The sequence below is a fragment of the Sphingomonas sp. MS122 genome (assembly GCF_049532975.1).
In the GTDB taxonomy this organism is placed as follows: domain Bacteria; phylum Pseudomonadota; class Alphaproteobacteria; order Sphingomonadales; family Sphingomonadaceae; genus Sphingomonas.
Genome location: NZ_CP186695.1, coordinates 425,375 through 440,381 on the forward strand (window position 1 = coordinate 425,375; position 15,007 = coordinate 440,381).

At 68.9% G+C, this 15,007-nt stretch carries 14 protein-coding genes; 6 read left to right on the forward strand and 8 right to left on the reverse strand.

What is annotated here, in order from left to right:
- Nucleotides 1–18 precede the first annotated feature (18 nt).
- Nucleotides 19–2,328, forward strand: a complete 2,310-nt coding sequence (locus tag ACO227_RS01970) for a beta-L-arabinofuranosidase domain-containing protein (RefSeq protein ID WP_423604846.1) — start codon at nt 19–21, stop codon at nt 2,326–2,328.
- On the opposite strand, the gene ACO227_RS01975 is transcribed toward ACO227_RS01970, so the two are convergent.
- Nucleotides 2,325–3,512 (reverse strand): acetyl-CoA C-acyltransferase, encoded by a 1,188-nt coding sequence (locus ACO227_RS01975; RefSeq protein WP_423604848.1) that lies wholly within the window; start codon nt 3,510–3,512, stop codon nt 2,325–2,327. The two genes, ACO227_RS01970 and ACO227_RS01975, sit on opposite strands and share 4 nt — an antisense overlap.
- Before the next feature lie 73 nt (nt 3,513–3,585).
- On the opposite strand from ACO227_RS01975, the gene ACO227_RS01980 reads away from it, so the two are divergent.
- From ACO227_RS01980 to ACO227_RS01990, 3 genes are read left to right on the forward strand one after another with little or no spacing between them, the layout of a single operon-like run.
- Nucleotides 3,586–3,843 carry a hypothetical protein gene (locus ACO227_RS01980; protein ID WP_423604849.1) on the forward strand — a complete coding sequence of 86 codons (258 nt, stop codon included), beginning with the start codon at nt 3,586–3,588 and terminating at the stop codon, nt 3,841–3,843.
- The gene (locus ACO227_RS01985) at nt 3,836–4,579 is read left to right on the forward strand and encodes a prepilin peptidase (protein WP_423604851.1); all 744 of its coding nucleotides are present in this window, start codon (nt 3,836–3,838) and stop codon (nt 4,577–4,579) included. The genes ACO227_RS01980 and ACO227_RS01985 overlap by 8 nt, the downstream gene beginning before the upstream one ends.
- Before the next feature lie 5 nt (nt 4,580–4,584).
- Nucleotides 4,585–5,991 carry a coniferyl aldehyde dehydrogenase gene (locus ACO227_RS01990; RefSeq protein ID WP_423607434.1) on the forward strand — a complete coding sequence of 469 codons (1,407 nt, stop codon included), beginning with the start codon at nt 4,585–4,587 and terminating at the stop codon, nt 5,989–5,991.
- Here ACO227_RS01990 and ACO227_RS01995 read toward each other — a convergent pair.
- From ACO227_RS01995 to ACO227_RS02010, 4 genes are all read right to left on the reverse strand, one after another.
- The gene (locus tag ACO227_RS01995; protein WP_423604853.1) at nt 5,988–6,683 is read right to left on the reverse strand and encodes a glutamine amidotransferase; all 696 of its coding nucleotides are present in this window, start codon (nt 6,681–6,683) and stop codon (nt 5,988–5,990) included. The two genes, ACO227_RS01990 and ACO227_RS01995, sit on opposite strands and share 4 nt — an antisense overlap.
- A 67-nt stretch (nt 6,684–6,750) precedes the next feature.
- Nucleotides 6,751–7,353, reverse strand: a complete 603-nt coding sequence (locus ACO227_RS02000; RefSeq protein WP_423604855.1) for a DUF1287 domain-containing protein — start codon at nt 7,351–7,353, stop codon at nt 6,751–6,753.
- Between the two features lie 5 nt (nt 7,354–7,358).
- Nucleotides 7,359–8,762 (reverse strand): NAD(P)H-dependent flavin oxidoreductase, encoded by a 1,404-nt coding sequence (locus ACO227_RS02005; RefSeq protein ID WP_423604857.1) that lies wholly within the window; start codon nt 8,760–8,762, stop codon nt 7,359–7,361.
- A gap of 62 nt (nt 8,763–8,824) precedes the next feature.
- Nucleotides 8,825–9,955 (reverse strand): glycosyltransferase, encoded by a 1,131-nt coding sequence (locus ACO227_RS02010; protein WP_423604859.1) that lies wholly within the window; start codon nt 9,953–9,955, stop codon nt 8,825–8,827.
- Between the two features lie 132 nt (nt 9,956–10,087).
- On the opposite strand from ACO227_RS02010, the gene ACO227_RS02015 reads away from it, so the two are divergent.
- The gene (locus ACO227_RS02015) at nt 10,088–10,777 is read left to right on the forward strand and encodes a dihydrofolate reductase family protein (protein WP_423604860.1); all 690 of its coding nucleotides are present in this window, start codon (nt 10,088–10,090) and stop codon (nt 10,775–10,777) included.
- Between the two features lie 44 nt (nt 10,778–10,821).
- On the opposite strand, the gene ACO227_RS02020 is transcribed toward ACO227_RS02015, so the two are convergent.
- The 3 genes from ACO227_RS02020 to ACO227_RS02030 all read right to left on the reverse strand — a co-directional run bounded on the left by ACO227_RS02020 (nt 10,822) and on the right by ACO227_RS02030 (nt 13,569).
- Nucleotides 10,822–12,165 (reverse strand): S41 family peptidase, encoded by a 1,344-nt coding sequence (locus ACO227_RS02020; RefSeq protein ID WP_423604862.1) that lies wholly within the window; start codon nt 12,163–12,165, stop codon nt 10,822–10,824.
- Complete coding sequence (locus ACO227_RS02025; protein WP_423604864.1) at nt 12,162–12,629, reverse strand: MarR family winged helix-turn-helix transcriptional regulator; 468 nt, start codon at nt 12,627–12,629, stop codon at nt 12,162–12,164. Before ACO227_RS02025 ends, ACO227_RS02020 begins: the two co-directional genes overlap by 4 nt.
- A gap of 64 nt (nt 12,630–12,693) precedes the next feature.
- Nucleotides 12,694–13,569: an alpha/beta fold hydrolase gene (locus ACO227_RS02030; protein ID WP_423604866.1), complete on the reverse strand. Its 876-nt coding sequence runs from the start codon at nt 13,567–13,569 to the stop codon at nt 12,694–12,696.
- Nucleotides 13,570–13,587: 18 nt separating this feature from the next.
- On the opposite strand from ACO227_RS02030, the gene ACO227_RS02035 reads away from it, so the two are divergent.
- On the forward strand, nt 13,588–14,976 hold the full coding sequence (locus ACO227_RS02035; RefSeq protein ID WP_423604868.1) for a protein adenylyltransferase SelO family protein: 1,389 nt from the start codon (nt 13,588–13,590) through the stop codon (nt 14,974–14,976).
- Nucleotides 14,977–15,007 lie beyond the last annotated feature (31 nt).

Consider the following 15,007-nt stretch of genomic DNA (forward strand, 5'->3'; position numbering starts at 1 on the left):
AACGGGAGCAGGATGCAGATGGTCGACCGTTGGACTCGGCGGGGCGCGCTCGGCGCCGGTGCCGCGCTGGGCTTCGTGCCGGCGGCCGCGCGGGGTGCGGCGGCGCAAGCGGCTCATGCCGAACCGTTCCCGCTTCGCCAGGTCCGCCTCAAGCCCTCGATCTTCCTGACCGCGGTCGAAGCGAACCAGCGCTATCTTCTGTCGCTCGACGCCGATCGCTTCCTGCACAATTTCCGGGCGGGGGCGGGATTGCCTCCCAAGGGGGCGGTCTATGGCGGATGGGAATCGCGCGGCATCGCGGGCCATTCGCTCGGCCATTATCTCAGCGCGCTCGCGCTCACTCATGCCCAGACCGGCGACGCGCGCTTCCGCGATCGCGCCGCCTATATCCTCGCCGAGCTGGGCGCGGTCCAGGCGCGGCAGGGCGACGGCTATGCCGGCGGCACGACCGTGGAGCGCGACGGCAAGGCGATCGACGGCAAGATCGTCTATGAGGAGCTACGCCGCGGCGAGATCCGCTCGACCGGCTTCGCGCTGAACGACGGCTGGGTTCCGCTCTACACCTATCACAAGGTGCTCGCCGGGGCGCTCGACGCACATCTGCACGCCGGGCTCGACGAAGGATTGCAGGTTGCAATCGGGCTCGGCGGCTATCTCGGCAAGATCGTCGAAGGGCTGGACGACGCACAGCTCCAGACGATCCTCGCCACCGAGCATGGCGGCCTCGTCGAATGCTATGCCGAGCTCTACCGGCGCACCACCCGCCGCCGCTGGCTGGGCCTGGCGGAACGATTGCGGCACCGCGCGATCGTCGATCCGCTGGAGGCGGGTCGCGACGAGCTCGCCGGCAAGCACGCCAACACCCAGATACCCAAGCTCGTCGGCGAGGCGCGGCTGCACGAGCTGACCGGCGCGACCGCCCCCGGACGCGCCGCGCGCTTCTTCTGGGATACCGTCACGCGCGATCACAGCTACGTCATCGGCGGCAATTCGGATCACGAGCATTTCGGGCCGCCGCGCAAGCTCGCCGGCCGGCTCGACCAGCAGACCTGCGAGGCGTGCAACAGCTACAACATGCTGCGGCTTACCCGACACCTCTATGGCTGGAACGGCGACGCGACCTATTTCGACTTCTATGAGCGCACCCATCTCAACCACATCATGAGCCAGCAGGACCCGGCGACGGGGATGTTCACCTATTTCACCGCGCTGGCGCCGGGGATGGGGCGGGTCCATTCCAGCCCGACCGAGGATTTCTGGTGCTGCGTCGGCTCGGGCATGGAGAGCCACGCCAAGCATGGCGAGAGCATCTACTGGAAACGCGGCGGGGCGGTCGCGATCAACCTCTATTACGCCTCGACGCTGCGGGCGCCGGAGGCGCATCTCGACATCGACACCGCCTTCCCGCTGGGCGACGAAGTGCGGATCACCGTCGCAAAGCCGCCGGCCCGGCTCGCGCTGCGCGTGCCCGGCTGGTGCCGTGCGCCGCGCTGCCGCGTGAACGGACGTGCGGCGGGGGTGCGCGAGGACGGTTATCTGATGCTCGCCGGCCTCGCGGCCGGCGACCGCATCGAGCTGTCGCTGCCGATGCCGCTGCGGGTCGAAGCAATGCCCGACGACGCGAACCTCGTGGCCTTCCTCAGCGGCCCGCTGGTCCTTGCCGGCGATCTCGGGCCAGCCGGCGCGTCGTGGGAGGGCATGGAGCCGGCGCTGGTCACCGATCGCCCCCAGCCCGATCTGGTTCGCGACGGTGGCCTGCACAGCTACCGGCTGGGCAGCCAGGGCCGGCCCGGCGATCTCGCCCTCGTGCCGTTCTTCGCGCAGCACCGCAACCGCACCGCGGTCTATTTCCGCCGTTTCGGCACTGCCGAATGGCCCGCGCAGGCCGTCGCCTGGGAACGGGCCGCGCGCGAACGCGCCGATCTCGCGGCGCGCACGGTCGATCTCATCCGGCTGGGCGAGCAGCAGCCCGAAGTCGACCATGGCTTCGCCGACAGCGGCGCATCGGCGACCGTGCCCCACATCACCGAGCGCCACCGGCGGGTGAACAGGGGCTGGTTCGAGTTCGACCTCGCAACCGCGCCGGGGCCGCTCGCGCTCCAGGTCGTCTATGGCGGACGTCAGCGCGACAAGGATTTCCGGATCCTGGTCGATGGCCAGCTGCTCGCGCAGGAGCGGTTGCCCGGTGCGCCGACCGTCGCGCGCAACCTTCGGACCTATCCGCTGCCCGTGGACCTCGCGCGCGGCAAGCCGAAGCTGCGCATACGGTTCGAGACCGATGCCAGCGATCAGGCCGAAGTCTACAGCGTCCGCCTGCTGCGGACCTAGTTCAGCAGCTCCACCGCCATCGCGGTCGCCTCGCCGCCGCCGATGCACAGCGAAGCGAGGCCGCGCTTCTGCCCGCTGTTCTGCAGCGCCGCGAGCAGCGTCGCGAGGATCCGTGCCCCGCTCGCCCCGATCGGATGCCCCAGCGCGCATGCCCCGCCATTGACGTTGAGCACCTCGTGCGAGATCGACAGGTCCCGCATCGCGATCATCGCGACCGCGGCGAACGCCTCGTTGACCTCGAACAGGTCGACGTCGCCGATGGTCCAGCCGGCCTTGTCGAGCGCCTTCTGCATCGCGAACACCGGCGCGGTGGTGAAGCGCGCGGGGAGATGCGCGTGCGCCGCGTGCGAGACGATCCGGGCGACCGGGTCGAGGCCGAGCTTCTCGGCGACCGAAAGCCGCGTCAGCACCAGCGCCGCCGCACCATCGGAGATCGACGAGGCGTTGGCCGCGGTGATCGTGCCGTCCTTGGCGAAGGCGGGCTTGAGCGTCGGGATCTTGGCGGGATCGCCCTTGGCCGGCTGCTCGTCCTTGTCCACCACGACCACGCCCTTGCGGGTCTTGATCTCGACCGGGACGATCTCGCGATCGAACCCGCCCGACCGCTGCGCCTTTTGCGCGCGGGTGAGGCTGGCGATCGCGAATTCGTCCTGCGCCTCGCGCGTGAACTGGTACTCGGTCGCGATCTCCTCGGCGAAGGTGCCCATCGCCCGGCCCGGCTCGTACGCATCCTCGAGCCCGTCGAGGAACATATGGTCGAACAGCCGGTCATGCCCGATCCGCGCCCCGCTGCGATGGCGCAGCGAGAGGTACGGCGCATTGGTCATGCTCTCGAGCCCGCCCGCGACGAGCAGCTCGACCGATCCCGCGGCCAGCGCTTCGGCGCCCATGATCGCGGCCTGCATGCCCGACCCGCACATCTTGTTTACCGTGGTTGCTTCGACATGGTCGGGCAGCCCGGCCTTGCGCGCCGCCTGCCGCGCCGGTGCCTGGCCGAGTCCGGCGGGCAGCACGCAGCCCATATAGATGCGCTCGACCGCCTCACCCTTGAGGCCGGCGCGCTCGACCGCCGCACCGACCGCCGCGGCGCCGAGCTCGGTCGCGGTCGCATCGGCGAGCGCGCCCTGCATGCTCCCCATCGGGGTGCGGGCGTAGGAGACGATGACGACGGGATCGGTGGACATGAAAGCCTCTCCGCGAGTTTGACGTTGGCCGCGATCTAGGCGCGGGATATCGCAAATGCAAAAAGGAGGCGACATGCCGCTACTCGACATCCTCAGTTGGTTCGCCTCGATCAGCGGCATCATCGCCGCATTCATGGTCGCGCTCGACAACGGGCGCCGCGTCACCGGCTGGGGCTTCGCGCTGTTCGTGCTCTCCAGCATCGCGTGGATTGGCGGCGCGCTGATGAGCGACGACGAGCCGTTGCTGTCGCAGAACCTCGTCATGTTCGGCATCAACATCTTCGGCGTCTATCGCTACCTCATCCGCAAGAAGACGCCCGCCAATGCCTGACTGGGCCTGGCCGATCGCCCTCGCCGTCCTCGGCCTGATCTTCGGCAGCTTCATCGCCACCGTCGCATTGCGCTGGCCCGAGGGGCGCAGCGCGATGCGCGGGCGATCCGAGTGCGATTCGTGCCACAAGGCGCTGCGCGCGCACGAACTGGTCCCGCTGCTCAGCTATGCATTTCAGCACGGCCGCTGCCGGGCGTGCGGCGCGGCGATCCATCCCGGGCACATCGCCGTCGAGGCCGCGGGGATGCTCGTCGGCGTGGCGGCGGGGCTGGTCGCACCGGGCTGGGAAGGCGTCGCGGGCGCGGTGTTCGGCTGGCTGCTGCTCGCGCTCGCCGCGCTCGACCTCGCCGCCTTCTGGCTGCCCAACGCGCTCACCGGCCTGCTCGCGCTCGCGGGAATCGTCGACGGCCTGTTCTTCGATCCCGGCTGGCTCGATCGGATCGTCGGCGGCGCGATCGGCTTCGGGCTGCTCTACCTCGTCGCCTTCACTTATCGCCATGTCCGCGGGCGCGAGGGGCTGGGCGGCGGCGATCCCAAGATGTTCGGCGGCATCGGCCTGTGGCTGGGCGCGTCGATGCTCGCCCCGGTGCTGCTCGCCGCCAGCGTCACCGGCCTCGCGGTCGCGCTGGCGGCACGCATTTCCGGGCGCGAAATGGGGATGACGAGCCGCCTCCCGCTCGGCACATTGCTCGCGATCGCCGCCTTCCCGGCGTGGCTCTATCAGGTGGGACTATGAGCGAGATGCGCGAGATCCTCGACCGCCAGCGCGCGGCGTTCATGGCCGAGCTGCCCGTCCCGATCGAGGTGCGCAAGGACCGCCTCCGCCGCGCCGCGGCGATGGTCAAGGACAATGCCGCGCGCTTCTGTGACGCATTGAGCGAGGATTTCGGCCATCGCAGCCCGCGCCAGTCGATGATCACCGACATCGTCGCCTCGGTCTCCCCGCTCCGCCATGCCGAGAAGATGGTCGGCCGCTGGGCCAAGGGCGAGCGCAAGCCGGTGCTATTCCCGCTCGGCTTGCTCGGCGCGCGCGCCTGGGTCGAACATCAGCCCAAGGGCGTGGTCGGGATCATCTCGCCGTGGAACTTCCCGGTGAACCTCGTCATGTCCCCGCTCGCCGGGGTCTTCGCCGCGGGCAATCGCGCGATGGTCAAGACCAGCGAGTTTACCCCCGCCACCGCGGCGCTGTTCGAGGAACTCTGCCCCCGCTATTTCGACCCGGTCGAGCTCGCCTTCGTCAGCGGCGGTCCGGACGTCGGCCAAGCCTTCTCCGCTCTCCCCTTCGACCATCTCCTCTTCACCGGCGCCACCGGCATCGGCCGCCACATCCTCCACGCCGCCGCCGACAACCTGACGCCCGTCACGCTCGAGCTCGGCGGCAAGTCGCCCGCGATCCTCGGCCGTTCGGCCGACCTCGCCCAGGCGACCGAGCGGGTGGCGATGGGCAAGATGCTCAATGCCGGCCAGATCTGCGTCGCGCCCGACTATCTGATGGTGCCCGCCGAGCAGGAGGCGGCGGCGGTCGACGGCCTCGTCCGTGCCGCGTCGGCGATGTATCCCAGCCTGATCGCCAATCCCGACTATACCGCGATCATCAACGACCGCCATTTCGCGCGTCTCACCGCCGCGATCGACGACGCCCGCGCCAAGGGTGCCGAAGTCATCGCCGTCAACCCCGCGAACGAGGACTTCGCGACCTCCAACGCGCGGAAACTCCCGCTCCACATCATCCGCAACCCGACCGACGAGATGAAGGTGATGCAGGAGGAGATTTTCGGCCCGGTGCTGCCCGTCCGGACCTATGACAACATCGACGGCGCGATCGCCGAGGTGAACCGCCGCGACCGCCCGCTCGCGCTCTATTATTTCGGATCGGACGCCGCCGAGCGCCGCCGCGTGCTCGATCGCACCATCTCGGGCGGGGTCAGCCTCGACGACACGATCTTCCACGTCTCGATGGAGGAGCTGCCGTTCGGCGGCATCGGCCCCTCGGGCATGGGCGCTTATCACGGCGAGCCCGGCTTCCGCACCTTCAGCCATGCGAAGGCCGTGTTCAAGCAATCGAAGCTCGACGTGGCGAAGCTCGGCGGCCTCAAGCCACCCTACGGCAAGGTCACCGACGCCGCGATCAAGCGCCAGCTCGGCTAGAGCCCGCGCAGCCACTCCGCGATCATCGCCCGCCCCGCCGCTACCGCGTCCGCGCCCAGCCGGTCGTGCTGGCCGCGCAGCTCGTCGATCGTCAGCCCGGCCTGCCCGACATAATCGTCGGCGCCGTCGAGCCATTCCTCGAAGCGCGGATCCTCGCCCATCTCGGCATGGAACTGCAGCGCGAGCAGCTGTGGCCCGCGCCGGAACGCCTGGTGCGCATAGCTGCCGGTCGAGGCGAGCAGTTCGGTCCCCTCGGGCAGCGGGAAGGTATCGCCGTGCCAGTGCAGCATCGGCACCTGGGCGACATGCCGCAGCGGCGACTCCGCCCCCGCAGCATTCAGCGTCACCGGCGCGAATCCCACTTCCTTGGTCGGCCCGGGATGCACCTTCGCCCCCATCGCCGCCGCGATCATCTGCGCGCCGAGGCACACGCCAAGCGTCGGCAGCCCGAGCGAGATGCGGCTCGCCAAGCGGTCGACCTCGCAGTCGATCCACGGATGTGCGTCGCGCTCGTAGACGCCCATCGGCCCGCCCATCAGGATGAGCAGGTCGGGCGTGTTGAAGTTGACGCGCGCGAACTCGGGATCGGTCACGTCGATCCGGTCGAGCGCATAGCCCGCCTCCTCCACCGGCTGGCGGAATCCGGCGATACCCTCATAGGGCGTGTGGCGGATGATGAGTCCCTTCTTCATGCCGCTTGGCTAGCGGCGCGCGGGCGGCAATCCAAGCCAGACCGGCTTTACCCGCGCGAAGCCCTGCTCAGGCGATGCCCCAGCGGAACCGCCCGGTCAGCGGGTGCGCGGCCAGCGCGTCCTCCTCGCGCGCGCCGGCACCGATATTGTGGATCACCAGCCAGCCATTCGGCCCACGCCGGTCGGAGACGATGCCGATATGCGGTAGCCGCCCGCCGATCAGGCTGGTGAAGATGTCGCCCGGCTGCCAGCCGCCCGCGCCTTCGGGAACCGGCAGCGCCGCGCCTCGGCGGCGGAAATAGGTGGCGAGGTTGGGCACGCGGCGGTGATCGATGTTGCGATCAGGGGCGCGCAGCCCCCAGCTGCGCGGATAGGCGGCGAAATGCGCGCGCATGTCGGCATTGAGCAGCGCCTGGAGGTCGAGCGCCAGGGCGTCGCGATAGGCGCGAACCAGCACGTCGGTACACACGCCCTTCACCCGCGGCACGTCGCCATTGGGAAAGGGCAACCGCGTATAGGCCGGGTCGTAGTGCAGCGTCACGCCGACCTGACGCCGCGCCGCGGCGATCAGCGCCTTCGCGCTGCCGACCGGCATCGCCCCGGCGGGCAAGACGAAACCGGCCGCCCCGCATGCCATGCCGGTGAGCATCGCGCGGCGCGTCACGGCCATTGGGGTCAGTCTCCGGTGAGGATGCGGTCGACGAGTTGCTTCACCGTCGGCACGAACCCGTTCGAGTAGAAGGGGTCGCGCTTGAAATTATACGCGGCGTGCCCCGCGAACATCAGGTTCCGGTCGGTGTCGCCGCCATGAGCGATGTCCTGCAGCGTCTTCTGGATGCAGAAGCTGCGCGGATCGGCGAGGCGACCGGTCGAGTTGGTCTCGGTGTCTGCCCAGCTCGAGAAGCTGCACTGGCTCAAGCAGCCCATGCAGTCGGCTTGATCCTTGCGGATCACCTGGCGCTCGTCGGTGTTGACGAAGATCAGCGTGTTGTCGGGCGTCTTGAGCGCCTCGGTATAGCCGAGCCCGACCCATTCGCGCGCGCGCAGCAGGTCGTTGCGCGTCACCCAGAAATTCTTGCTCTTGACCCCCGCGTCGAGCTGGAAGGTGTGGTCGCCCGCCTCCTCGGTCGAATAGGGGATCTGGCGCTCCGAGCGCGCCTCGAGATTGCGCAGGAACGGGTTGCGCACCGCCGAGGAATAGAAGCCGGTCGGCGAGAAGCGATGGAGCAGCACGTCGCCCTCCTCGATCTCCATCAGCTTGGCCTTCCACCCCTCGGGGATCGGGCTCTCCTTCGTCAACAGCGGGCGCGTGCCGAACTGGAAGGCGATCGTGCCGAGTTCGGGATTGTCGATCCAGTCGTTCCAGTCGCGCAGATACCAGACGCCGCCAGCCATCACGATCGGCACATCGTCCGAAATGCCGCCCTCGCGCATCACCGCGCGCAGCTCCTTCACGCGAGGGTACGGGTCCTGCGGTGCGCGCGGATCCTCGGCGTTGGACAGGCCGTTGTGCCCGCCCGCCAGCCACGGATCCTCATAGACCACCGCCGCCAGCCACTCGCTCGCCTTCGAATAGGCGCGCTTCCACAGCGCGCGGAAGGCACGGCCCGAGCTGACGATCGGGAGATAGTTGACGCCATAGGACGCCGCGATCTCGCTGAGCTTGTAGGGCATGCCGGCGCCGCAGGTCACGCCCGCGACCATGCCGCGCGTGCGCTCGAGCACGCCGTGCAGCACGCGCTGCGCGCCGCCCATCTCCCACAGAACGTTGATGTTGATCGCGCCCTTGCCGCCGGCGATCTCGAACGCGCGCTTGACCTGCTGCACCGCGCCTTCGATCGCGTAGGCGATCAGCTCCTCGTGCCGCTCGCGCCGGGTCAGCGCCTTGTAGACTTGCGGAATGATCTTGCCCTCGGCGTCATAGCTGTCGGCATTGACCGCGCTCACCGTGCCGATCCCGCCCGCCGCCGCCCAGGCCCCGGCCGAAGCGTGATTGGTCGCCGCGACCCCCTTGCCGCCCTCCACCAGAGGCCAGACTTCCTGGCCATTATAGATGATCGGCTTCAAACCCTTGAACAACGACGTCCCTCCGAAAAAATTCGCGCGACTCTAGCCGCGATCACCCCTGTTAGCGAGGGGAATCAACCCAGTGCGCCAGGGCGCTTCACGGCGTCCGCGTAAAGCGCGGCATAGGCGGCGATCATTGCCTTCTCGTCGAACAACGCACGGGCGCGCGCCTGGTTCGCCTTGCCGACCGCGGCGCGCGCATCGGGATGCGCCGCCAGCGTCTCGATCCGGTCGCGCAGATGCACCGGATTCCAGTCCTCGGAGATCGCCGGCAAATTCTCCGGCGCGATCATCTGCGCGACGTCGCCGACCGGGGTCGAGGCGATCGGCAGCCCCGCCGCCATCGCCTCCATCACCGCGATCGGCTGCTGCTCGCTCTTCGAGGAGAGCGCGAAGATGTCGAACAGCCCCATATAGCGGTGCGGATCGGGCAGGAAGCCGGGCAGCAGCACGGTCTTCTCCATCCCCATATTGTCGATCGTGTCCTGGATCGCCTCGCGCTCGGGGCCCTCGCCGACGATCACCAGCTGCGCACGGCTCCTCATGCCCCCCATCGCGCGCACCAGCATCGTCAGGTCCTTGACCTCGCGCAGCCCTGCGAGCGTGCCGACCACGACATGCCCGGGCAGCCGCTTGAAGCCAGGGATCGCCCGCGCGTCGGGCTTCCTCGCATAGGCGGCGACATCGATCCCGTTGGAGATCCTGTGGATGCGCTCTCGCGGCTGCTTCCACGCCTTGACCGCGACGCGCTCGAGCAGATGCGAGGGCACGACCAGCGCATGCGCCGCGCCGAGCGCGATGCGCCGGTACATGTTGCGCACCGGATTGAGCCGCGTCGCCTCGTCGGCGTTGAACCCGTCCTCGTGATGGATCACCGGCGGCAAATTCTTGGCGAACACGCGCTTCGCCATCACCCCGTCGATCGCGCCCCAATTATAGGTGAGCACGAGGTCGAACTTCGCCATGAACTTGGCGATAGCCTCGTAGCGCGCGACCGACGGCTTGCCGGTCAGCGGCGGCGGGTTCTGCGCGATCTCGTAGCGGACGCCCTTGGCGATCGCGTCGCGCGCGCCGTACGCGCCCTCGACCCCGGAGACGATAACGTGGCTCGCGCGGTCGCCGAATGCGTTCATCAGCCGGACGGCGCGGGCTTCCTTGCCGCCCAGGTCGAAGCTCGAATGGAGATGGAGGATACGGATGGCCATGCTGGGCGGGCTGCTTAACGCCCAAATCGCCGCCGCGCGAAAAAATTCTGCGGAGCGTGTCGATTCCGGCCTGTCTCACCCGTCGTGAGGATGACAGCGCGATGCCGCGCTGGCGAACCAAGGAGAAGAACCATGCGCAAGATCATCGCAGCGGCCTTTGTCAGCCTCGACGGCGTGATGCAGGCGCCCGGCGCCCCGGAGGAGGATCCCACCGGCGGCTTCAAGTTCGGCGGTTGGCTCGTGCCACATTTCGACGAGACTTGCGGCGCGGCGGTGGACGAGATGTTCGCGCGCCCGTTCAACCTGCTGCTGGGCCGCAAGACCTATGACATTTTCGCCGCGCACTGGCCGCACTTCCCGACCGATCCCGACGCCGAGGGCTATGACGAAGGCAGCGCCGCGATCGCCAACCGCTTCAACGCGACCACCAAATATGTCGCGAGCCGCTCGCAGCCCAGCCTCGACTGGCAGAACAGCCGGTTGCTCGGCCCCGACGTGCCGGCCGCGCTGCGCGAGCTCAAGCGGCAGGACGGCCCCGACCTGCTCACCCAGGGGTCGAGCGTCCTGCTTCAGACCCTGCTCGCCGAGGATCTGATCGACGAGCTGCGCCTGCTGACCTTCCCGCTCGTGCTCGGCAAAGGCAAGCGGATGCTCGGCGACGGCGCTAGGCCCGCCGGCTTTCGCCTGGTCGACTCCAACGTGTCGCCGAGCGGCGTGATCATCGCCGCCTATGAACGCGCCGGCGCGGTCGAGACCGGTTCCTTCGCGATGGAAGAGCCGACCAACGCCGAGATCGCGCGCCGCGCCGCGCTAGGTGACTGAGGCATGGGCGGGGGCGGACGGCGCGACCCGTCCCCCAACGCGGATCATCGCGAGCGCGGATACACCCGCGGCGCCGGCTCGCCGCGCCACAGCGTTTCCAGATCGCGTCCCGAAAAGCGCGCGCGCAGCATCTCGTGCCCCTCGAGCGCGAAGAGCTGGCCATCGGGGGTGAGCGGCAGCATCCGCCGGACCGGCGCAGACGGCCGGGTCCTTAGCCACAGCGATCCGTCGCGATAGTCGATCCTCGCGTCGCCATAGGTTCCGGCCCGCGCCCGAAGCGCGGCGGCGTCGAGCGTGACCGGGTGGAGCCGCACCTCGACGCCGACCCACGCCCATTCATATTCGGCGCGTCGCGCGGCATCGCTGCCGGCGCCGGCCAGCAGGTCGCCCAGCGCCTTGCTCTCGGCAGCGTCGAGAGCGCTGGCCGAGGCGACGCGCAGGTCGGGCGCAACCCCCGTCCCCTCCCAGTTGCCGCCGCTCACCGCGTGCACCGGACGCCCGAACGAGACGCTCAGCATGAAGCCCGGCGGGACTGGAACGAAACGATTGTTGTTGGCGCCGCCCGCCGTGGTCTCCCCGACGAGGCGGCCGATCCGGAACTGCTGGACGCTGTAGGCGAAGTCCTCGCCGGCCGAACCGACGCCGCCGTCGGTCAGCACGTAGAGCGGCTTGCCGATCATCCGGCCGGCCGGAAGATCGCGCAGCGTGTACGATTGTTCCGGATCCTTGCCCGCCTCGAGAAAGGTCATCAGCAGGCGGTCGGCGGGCATGAAATGGCTCAGCGCATAGCGCACGGCATGATGCGACCCGCCGCCATTCCCGCGAATGTCGATGACGGCCGCGTCGCCGTCCCGCAGGAACCGCATCGCGTCGTCATAGGCCTGGGCGGTCTCGCCCTCGACCCAGTCGAACGCCGAGATTCGCAGATAGCGGATATTTCCCTGGAGCAACCTGGTTTCGACGAGACCGTAATGCGCACGACGCGCCCGCGCGGCCAGCACCGAGTCGAGATCCGTCTCGGGCGACGGTCCTGCTTGCCGGCTCGCGGCGGCGAACCGCTCCGGGTCGTATTGCAGATAGAGATGCTGGTCGTTGCCGGCCCGGCTGATGTCCTCGGTCAACCGGCTGGCGAAGACCGCCGGGTCGCCAATCGCATAGCGTCCGCTGGCCCGCGCTGCGCGAACGGCCTGCACGATGGCCACAACGCGGTCCGGAAAGACATATTGGCGCTCGATGACGGCAATGACCGCGTCGACTGCGGCATCCTGTTGAGCAGATGAGAGCGTTCCGCCGGCACTGTAGACCGGAACCGGCCGAATCTGCGCCCCGGCCGGCGAAATGCCGACGAGCAGTGCGGGAAGAAACACGGCGGACAGCAGTCTTTTCAAGATCGGTTCTCCTCCAGATTGTCGCGAATGCGCTCGCCGAAAGGCTTGCGGTCGAGCGCTTGGATCGCGTTGCGGATAACCGCCGCCAGCGGCACGCCCAGTTCGGCCTCCAGGCCGCGCGCCGCCGCCTCGGTCGCCCGCCAGCGGCGCTCGACCGACGGCACGATCTCGCGGGCCAGTGGCGAAAGCGCGACCAGCCGCTCGCGCGCGTCCTCGCCCGTGGACACTTCCAGCAAGCCGTTGCGCGCCATATGCGCGACGGTCTGGCTGGCCGCCGAATGGGTGATCCCCGCTCGCTCGGCAATTTCGCGGATCGAGCTCGGCCCATGCCGCATCAGCACCCGGACGATCGGCGTGTAGCGCGGACGATAGCCGAGGCCGGCGTCGCGATATTCCTGCTCGACCGCCCCATCGAGCAGTTCGATGAGGTGACGGAGCAGGGTGCCAAGCGTCGCGGTTTCCATATGAGTGCAGTTATAACAGCACTGTTACAATGTCGAGAACAACATCCGCGCAAGTCTTCCGGACTTAGCTGAGCTTGGCGAGCAGCCGGTCGATTCCCGCCACCGCCTCGGCCTCGGCGAGCGTGGGCGCATGCCCGGTCTGCGGCACGGTCACCAGGTCGCAGGCCTTGACGCGCTTGCGCATCGCCTCGGCGGTAGCCGCGGAGAGGATGTCGGAGCGCTCGCCGCGCACCACCAGCAGCGGCTTGTCCTTGAGCCCGTCGAACGCGCGCCACATGTCGGGGCCCGCCTCGTTGCCCGGCACCCGGAACGGCTCGGCGATCTTCATGTCGTAATCGAGCACGATCCGCCCCGCGCTGGTCAGGCGATAGAGCCGCTTGGCCATCGCCAGCCAGTCCTCGATGCCATAGCCGGGATAGACGTCGCCATTGGCCTCGGCCAGCGCGCGCGCTGCGTGCATCCACGTCGGGTGCCAGTTCGCCTTGCCGACATAGCCGCGGATGCGCCCGAGCCCGAGCGGGTCGATCTCCGGGCCGACATCGTTGAGCACCGCGCCGGCGATGCGCTCGGGATGAGTCGAGGCCATCAGCATCGTCAGGATGCCGCCGAGCGAGGTGCCGACCGCGACGAACCGCTCGAGATTCAGCCCCACGACCAACGCCTCCAGGTCCTGGAGATAGGTCAGCGGCACATAGGTCATCGGATCCTTGGCATAGGCGCTCTCGCCGCGCCCGCGCAGATCGACCGCGATCACGCGCCATTGCCCCGCGAGCCGCTCCGCCAGCGCCTCGTAATCGCGCGCGTTGCGCGTCAGGCCGGGGATGCAGAGCAAGGGCGGCTTGCCCGCGCCGCCGGGATAGTCGCGATAGTGCAGCCGCAGGCCGTCGCCCGACCACCAGTAACCGTCGGTATAGTCGGGCAGGTTGCGCGCGGTCGCCATCGCCCCCCATATCGCGCCATGGCCGATTTCCCGCAAGCGCCGTCCTACCGGCCCGATCCCGCGATCCTGAAACTCGGCGACGCCTTCTACGATCCGGTCACGGCAGCGGATTTTCCTCAGACCATCCTGCGCTTCCGCAATGATCGCGCAGCGGCGGAAATCGGCCTCGACCCGCTCGACGACAACGCCTGGCTCCGCCACTTCGCCCGCTTCGAGCCGCTGCCCGGCAACCTGCCCGAGCCGCTGGCGCTGCGCTATCACGGCCACCAGTTCCGCGTGTACAATCCCGAGATCGGCGACGGCCGCGGCTTCACCTTCGCGCAGATGCGCCGCGGGGACGGCGCGTTGCTCGAACTCGGCACCAAGGGCTCGGGCCAGACGCCGTACAGCCGCTTCGGCGACGGCCGGCTGACGCTCAAGGGCGGGGTGCGCGAGGTACTGGCGACCGAGATGCTCGAGGCGCTCGGCGTCGAGACCTCGCGCAGCCTCTCGCTGGTCGAGACCGGCGAGGCGCTGCAGCGCAACGACGAGCCCTCTCCCACCCGCTCGGCCGTGCTGGTGCGGATGAGCCGCAGCCATATCCGCATCGGCACCTTCCAGCGGCTCGCCTATTTCGGCGATGCGGCGAATATGCGGCGGCTCGTCGACTGGTGCCTCGCCGAGCTGTTCGGCGTCGAGCCGGAGCAGGACCCGGTCGCGCAATTCTTCGGCCTCGTGGTGGCGCGCACCGCCCGCCTCGCCGCCGGCTACATGGCCGCGGGGTTCGTCCACGGCGTGCTCAACACCGACAATATCAACGTCACCGGCGAGAGCTTCGACTATGGCCCCTGGCGCTTCGCCCCCGCCTTCGACCCCGCCTTCACCGCCGCCTATTTCGACCATGCCGGGCTCTATGCCTTCGGCCGCCAGCCCGATGCGATCCTGTGGAACTGTGCCCAGCTCGCGGTGTCGCTGCGTCTGATCAGCGACGCACCGCCCCTGATCGCGCGGCTCGAGCAGTTCGAGGCGCAGTACCGCTTGTCCTATCCCGCTCCGCTGCTGCGACGCCTGGGCCTTCGCGCTCGCGACGGCGAAGCCGGATGGCGGCTCAAGGACGCGGTCGACGACGCGCTGCTCGCGACGCAATGGCCGATCGACCGCTTCTTCTTCGACGGTTTTGGCGGCACGCTCCCCGCGGGCTACGGTCCCGAATGGGACAGGGTACGCGATACGCTCGCCGAGCATGACCCCGTGCCGGGCGCCCGCACGCCCCCCTATTTCGCCGGTGAGCCCTGCTCGATGCTGATCGATGAGGTCGAGGCGATCTGGTCGGCGATCGACCGCGACGACGATTGGGGTCCGTTCCACGCCAAGATCGCGGCGATCCGGCAGATGCGCGAGGCGCTGGATACGGCCAAGGTGGAATAGTCCGGCGACTTGGTGCTAGAGCGTCCACCAT

Coding starts and splice junctions, on each gene's coding strand:
- ACO227_RS01995 (WP_423604853.1), bottom strand. CDS start 6,683: ATGAAGAAGGGACTCATCATCCGCCACACGCCCTATGAGGGTATCGCC.
- ACO227_RS01970 (WP_423604846.1), top strand. CDS start 19: ATGGTCGACCGTTGGACTCGGCGGGGCGCGCTCGGCGCCGGTGCCGCG.
- ACO227_RS02025 (WP_423604864.1), bottom strand. CDS start 12,629: ATGGAAACCGCGACGCTTGGCACCCTGCTCCGTCACCTCATCGAACTG.
- ACO227_RS02000 (WP_423604855.1), bottom strand. CDS start 7,353: ATGGCCGTGACGCGCCGCGCGATGCTCACCGGCATGGCATGCGGGGCG.
- ACO227_RS01990 (WP_423607434.1), top strand. CDS start 4,585: ATGCGCGAGATCCTCGACCGCCAGCGCGCGGCGTTCATGGCCGAGCTG.
- ACO227_RS02035 (WP_423604868.1), top strand. CDS start 13,588: ATGGCCGATTTCCCGCAAGCGCCGTCCTACCGGCCCGATCCCGCGATC.
- ACO227_RS01980 (WP_423604849.1), top strand. CDS start 3,586: ATGCCGCTACTCGACATCCTCAGTTGGTTCGCCTCGATCAGCGGCATC.
- ACO227_RS01985 (WP_423604851.1), top strand. CDS start 3,836: ATGCCTGACTGGGCCTGGCCGATCGCCCTCGCCGTCCTCGGCCTGATC.
- ACO227_RS01975 (WP_423604848.1), bottom strand. CDS start 3,512: ATGTCCACCGATCCCGTCGTCATCGTCTCCTACGCCCGCACCCCGATG.
- ACO227_RS02015 (WP_423604860.1), top strand. CDS start 10,088: ATGCGCAAGATCATCGCAGCGGCCTTTGTCAGCCTCGACGGCGTGATG.
- ACO227_RS02010 (WP_423604859.1), bottom strand. CDS start 9,955: ATGGCCATCCGTATCCTCCATCTCCATTCGAGCTTCGACCTGGGCGGC.
- ACO227_RS02030 (WP_423604866.1), bottom strand. CDS start 13,569: ATGGCGACCGCGCGCAACCTGCCCGACTATACCGACGGTTACTGGTGG.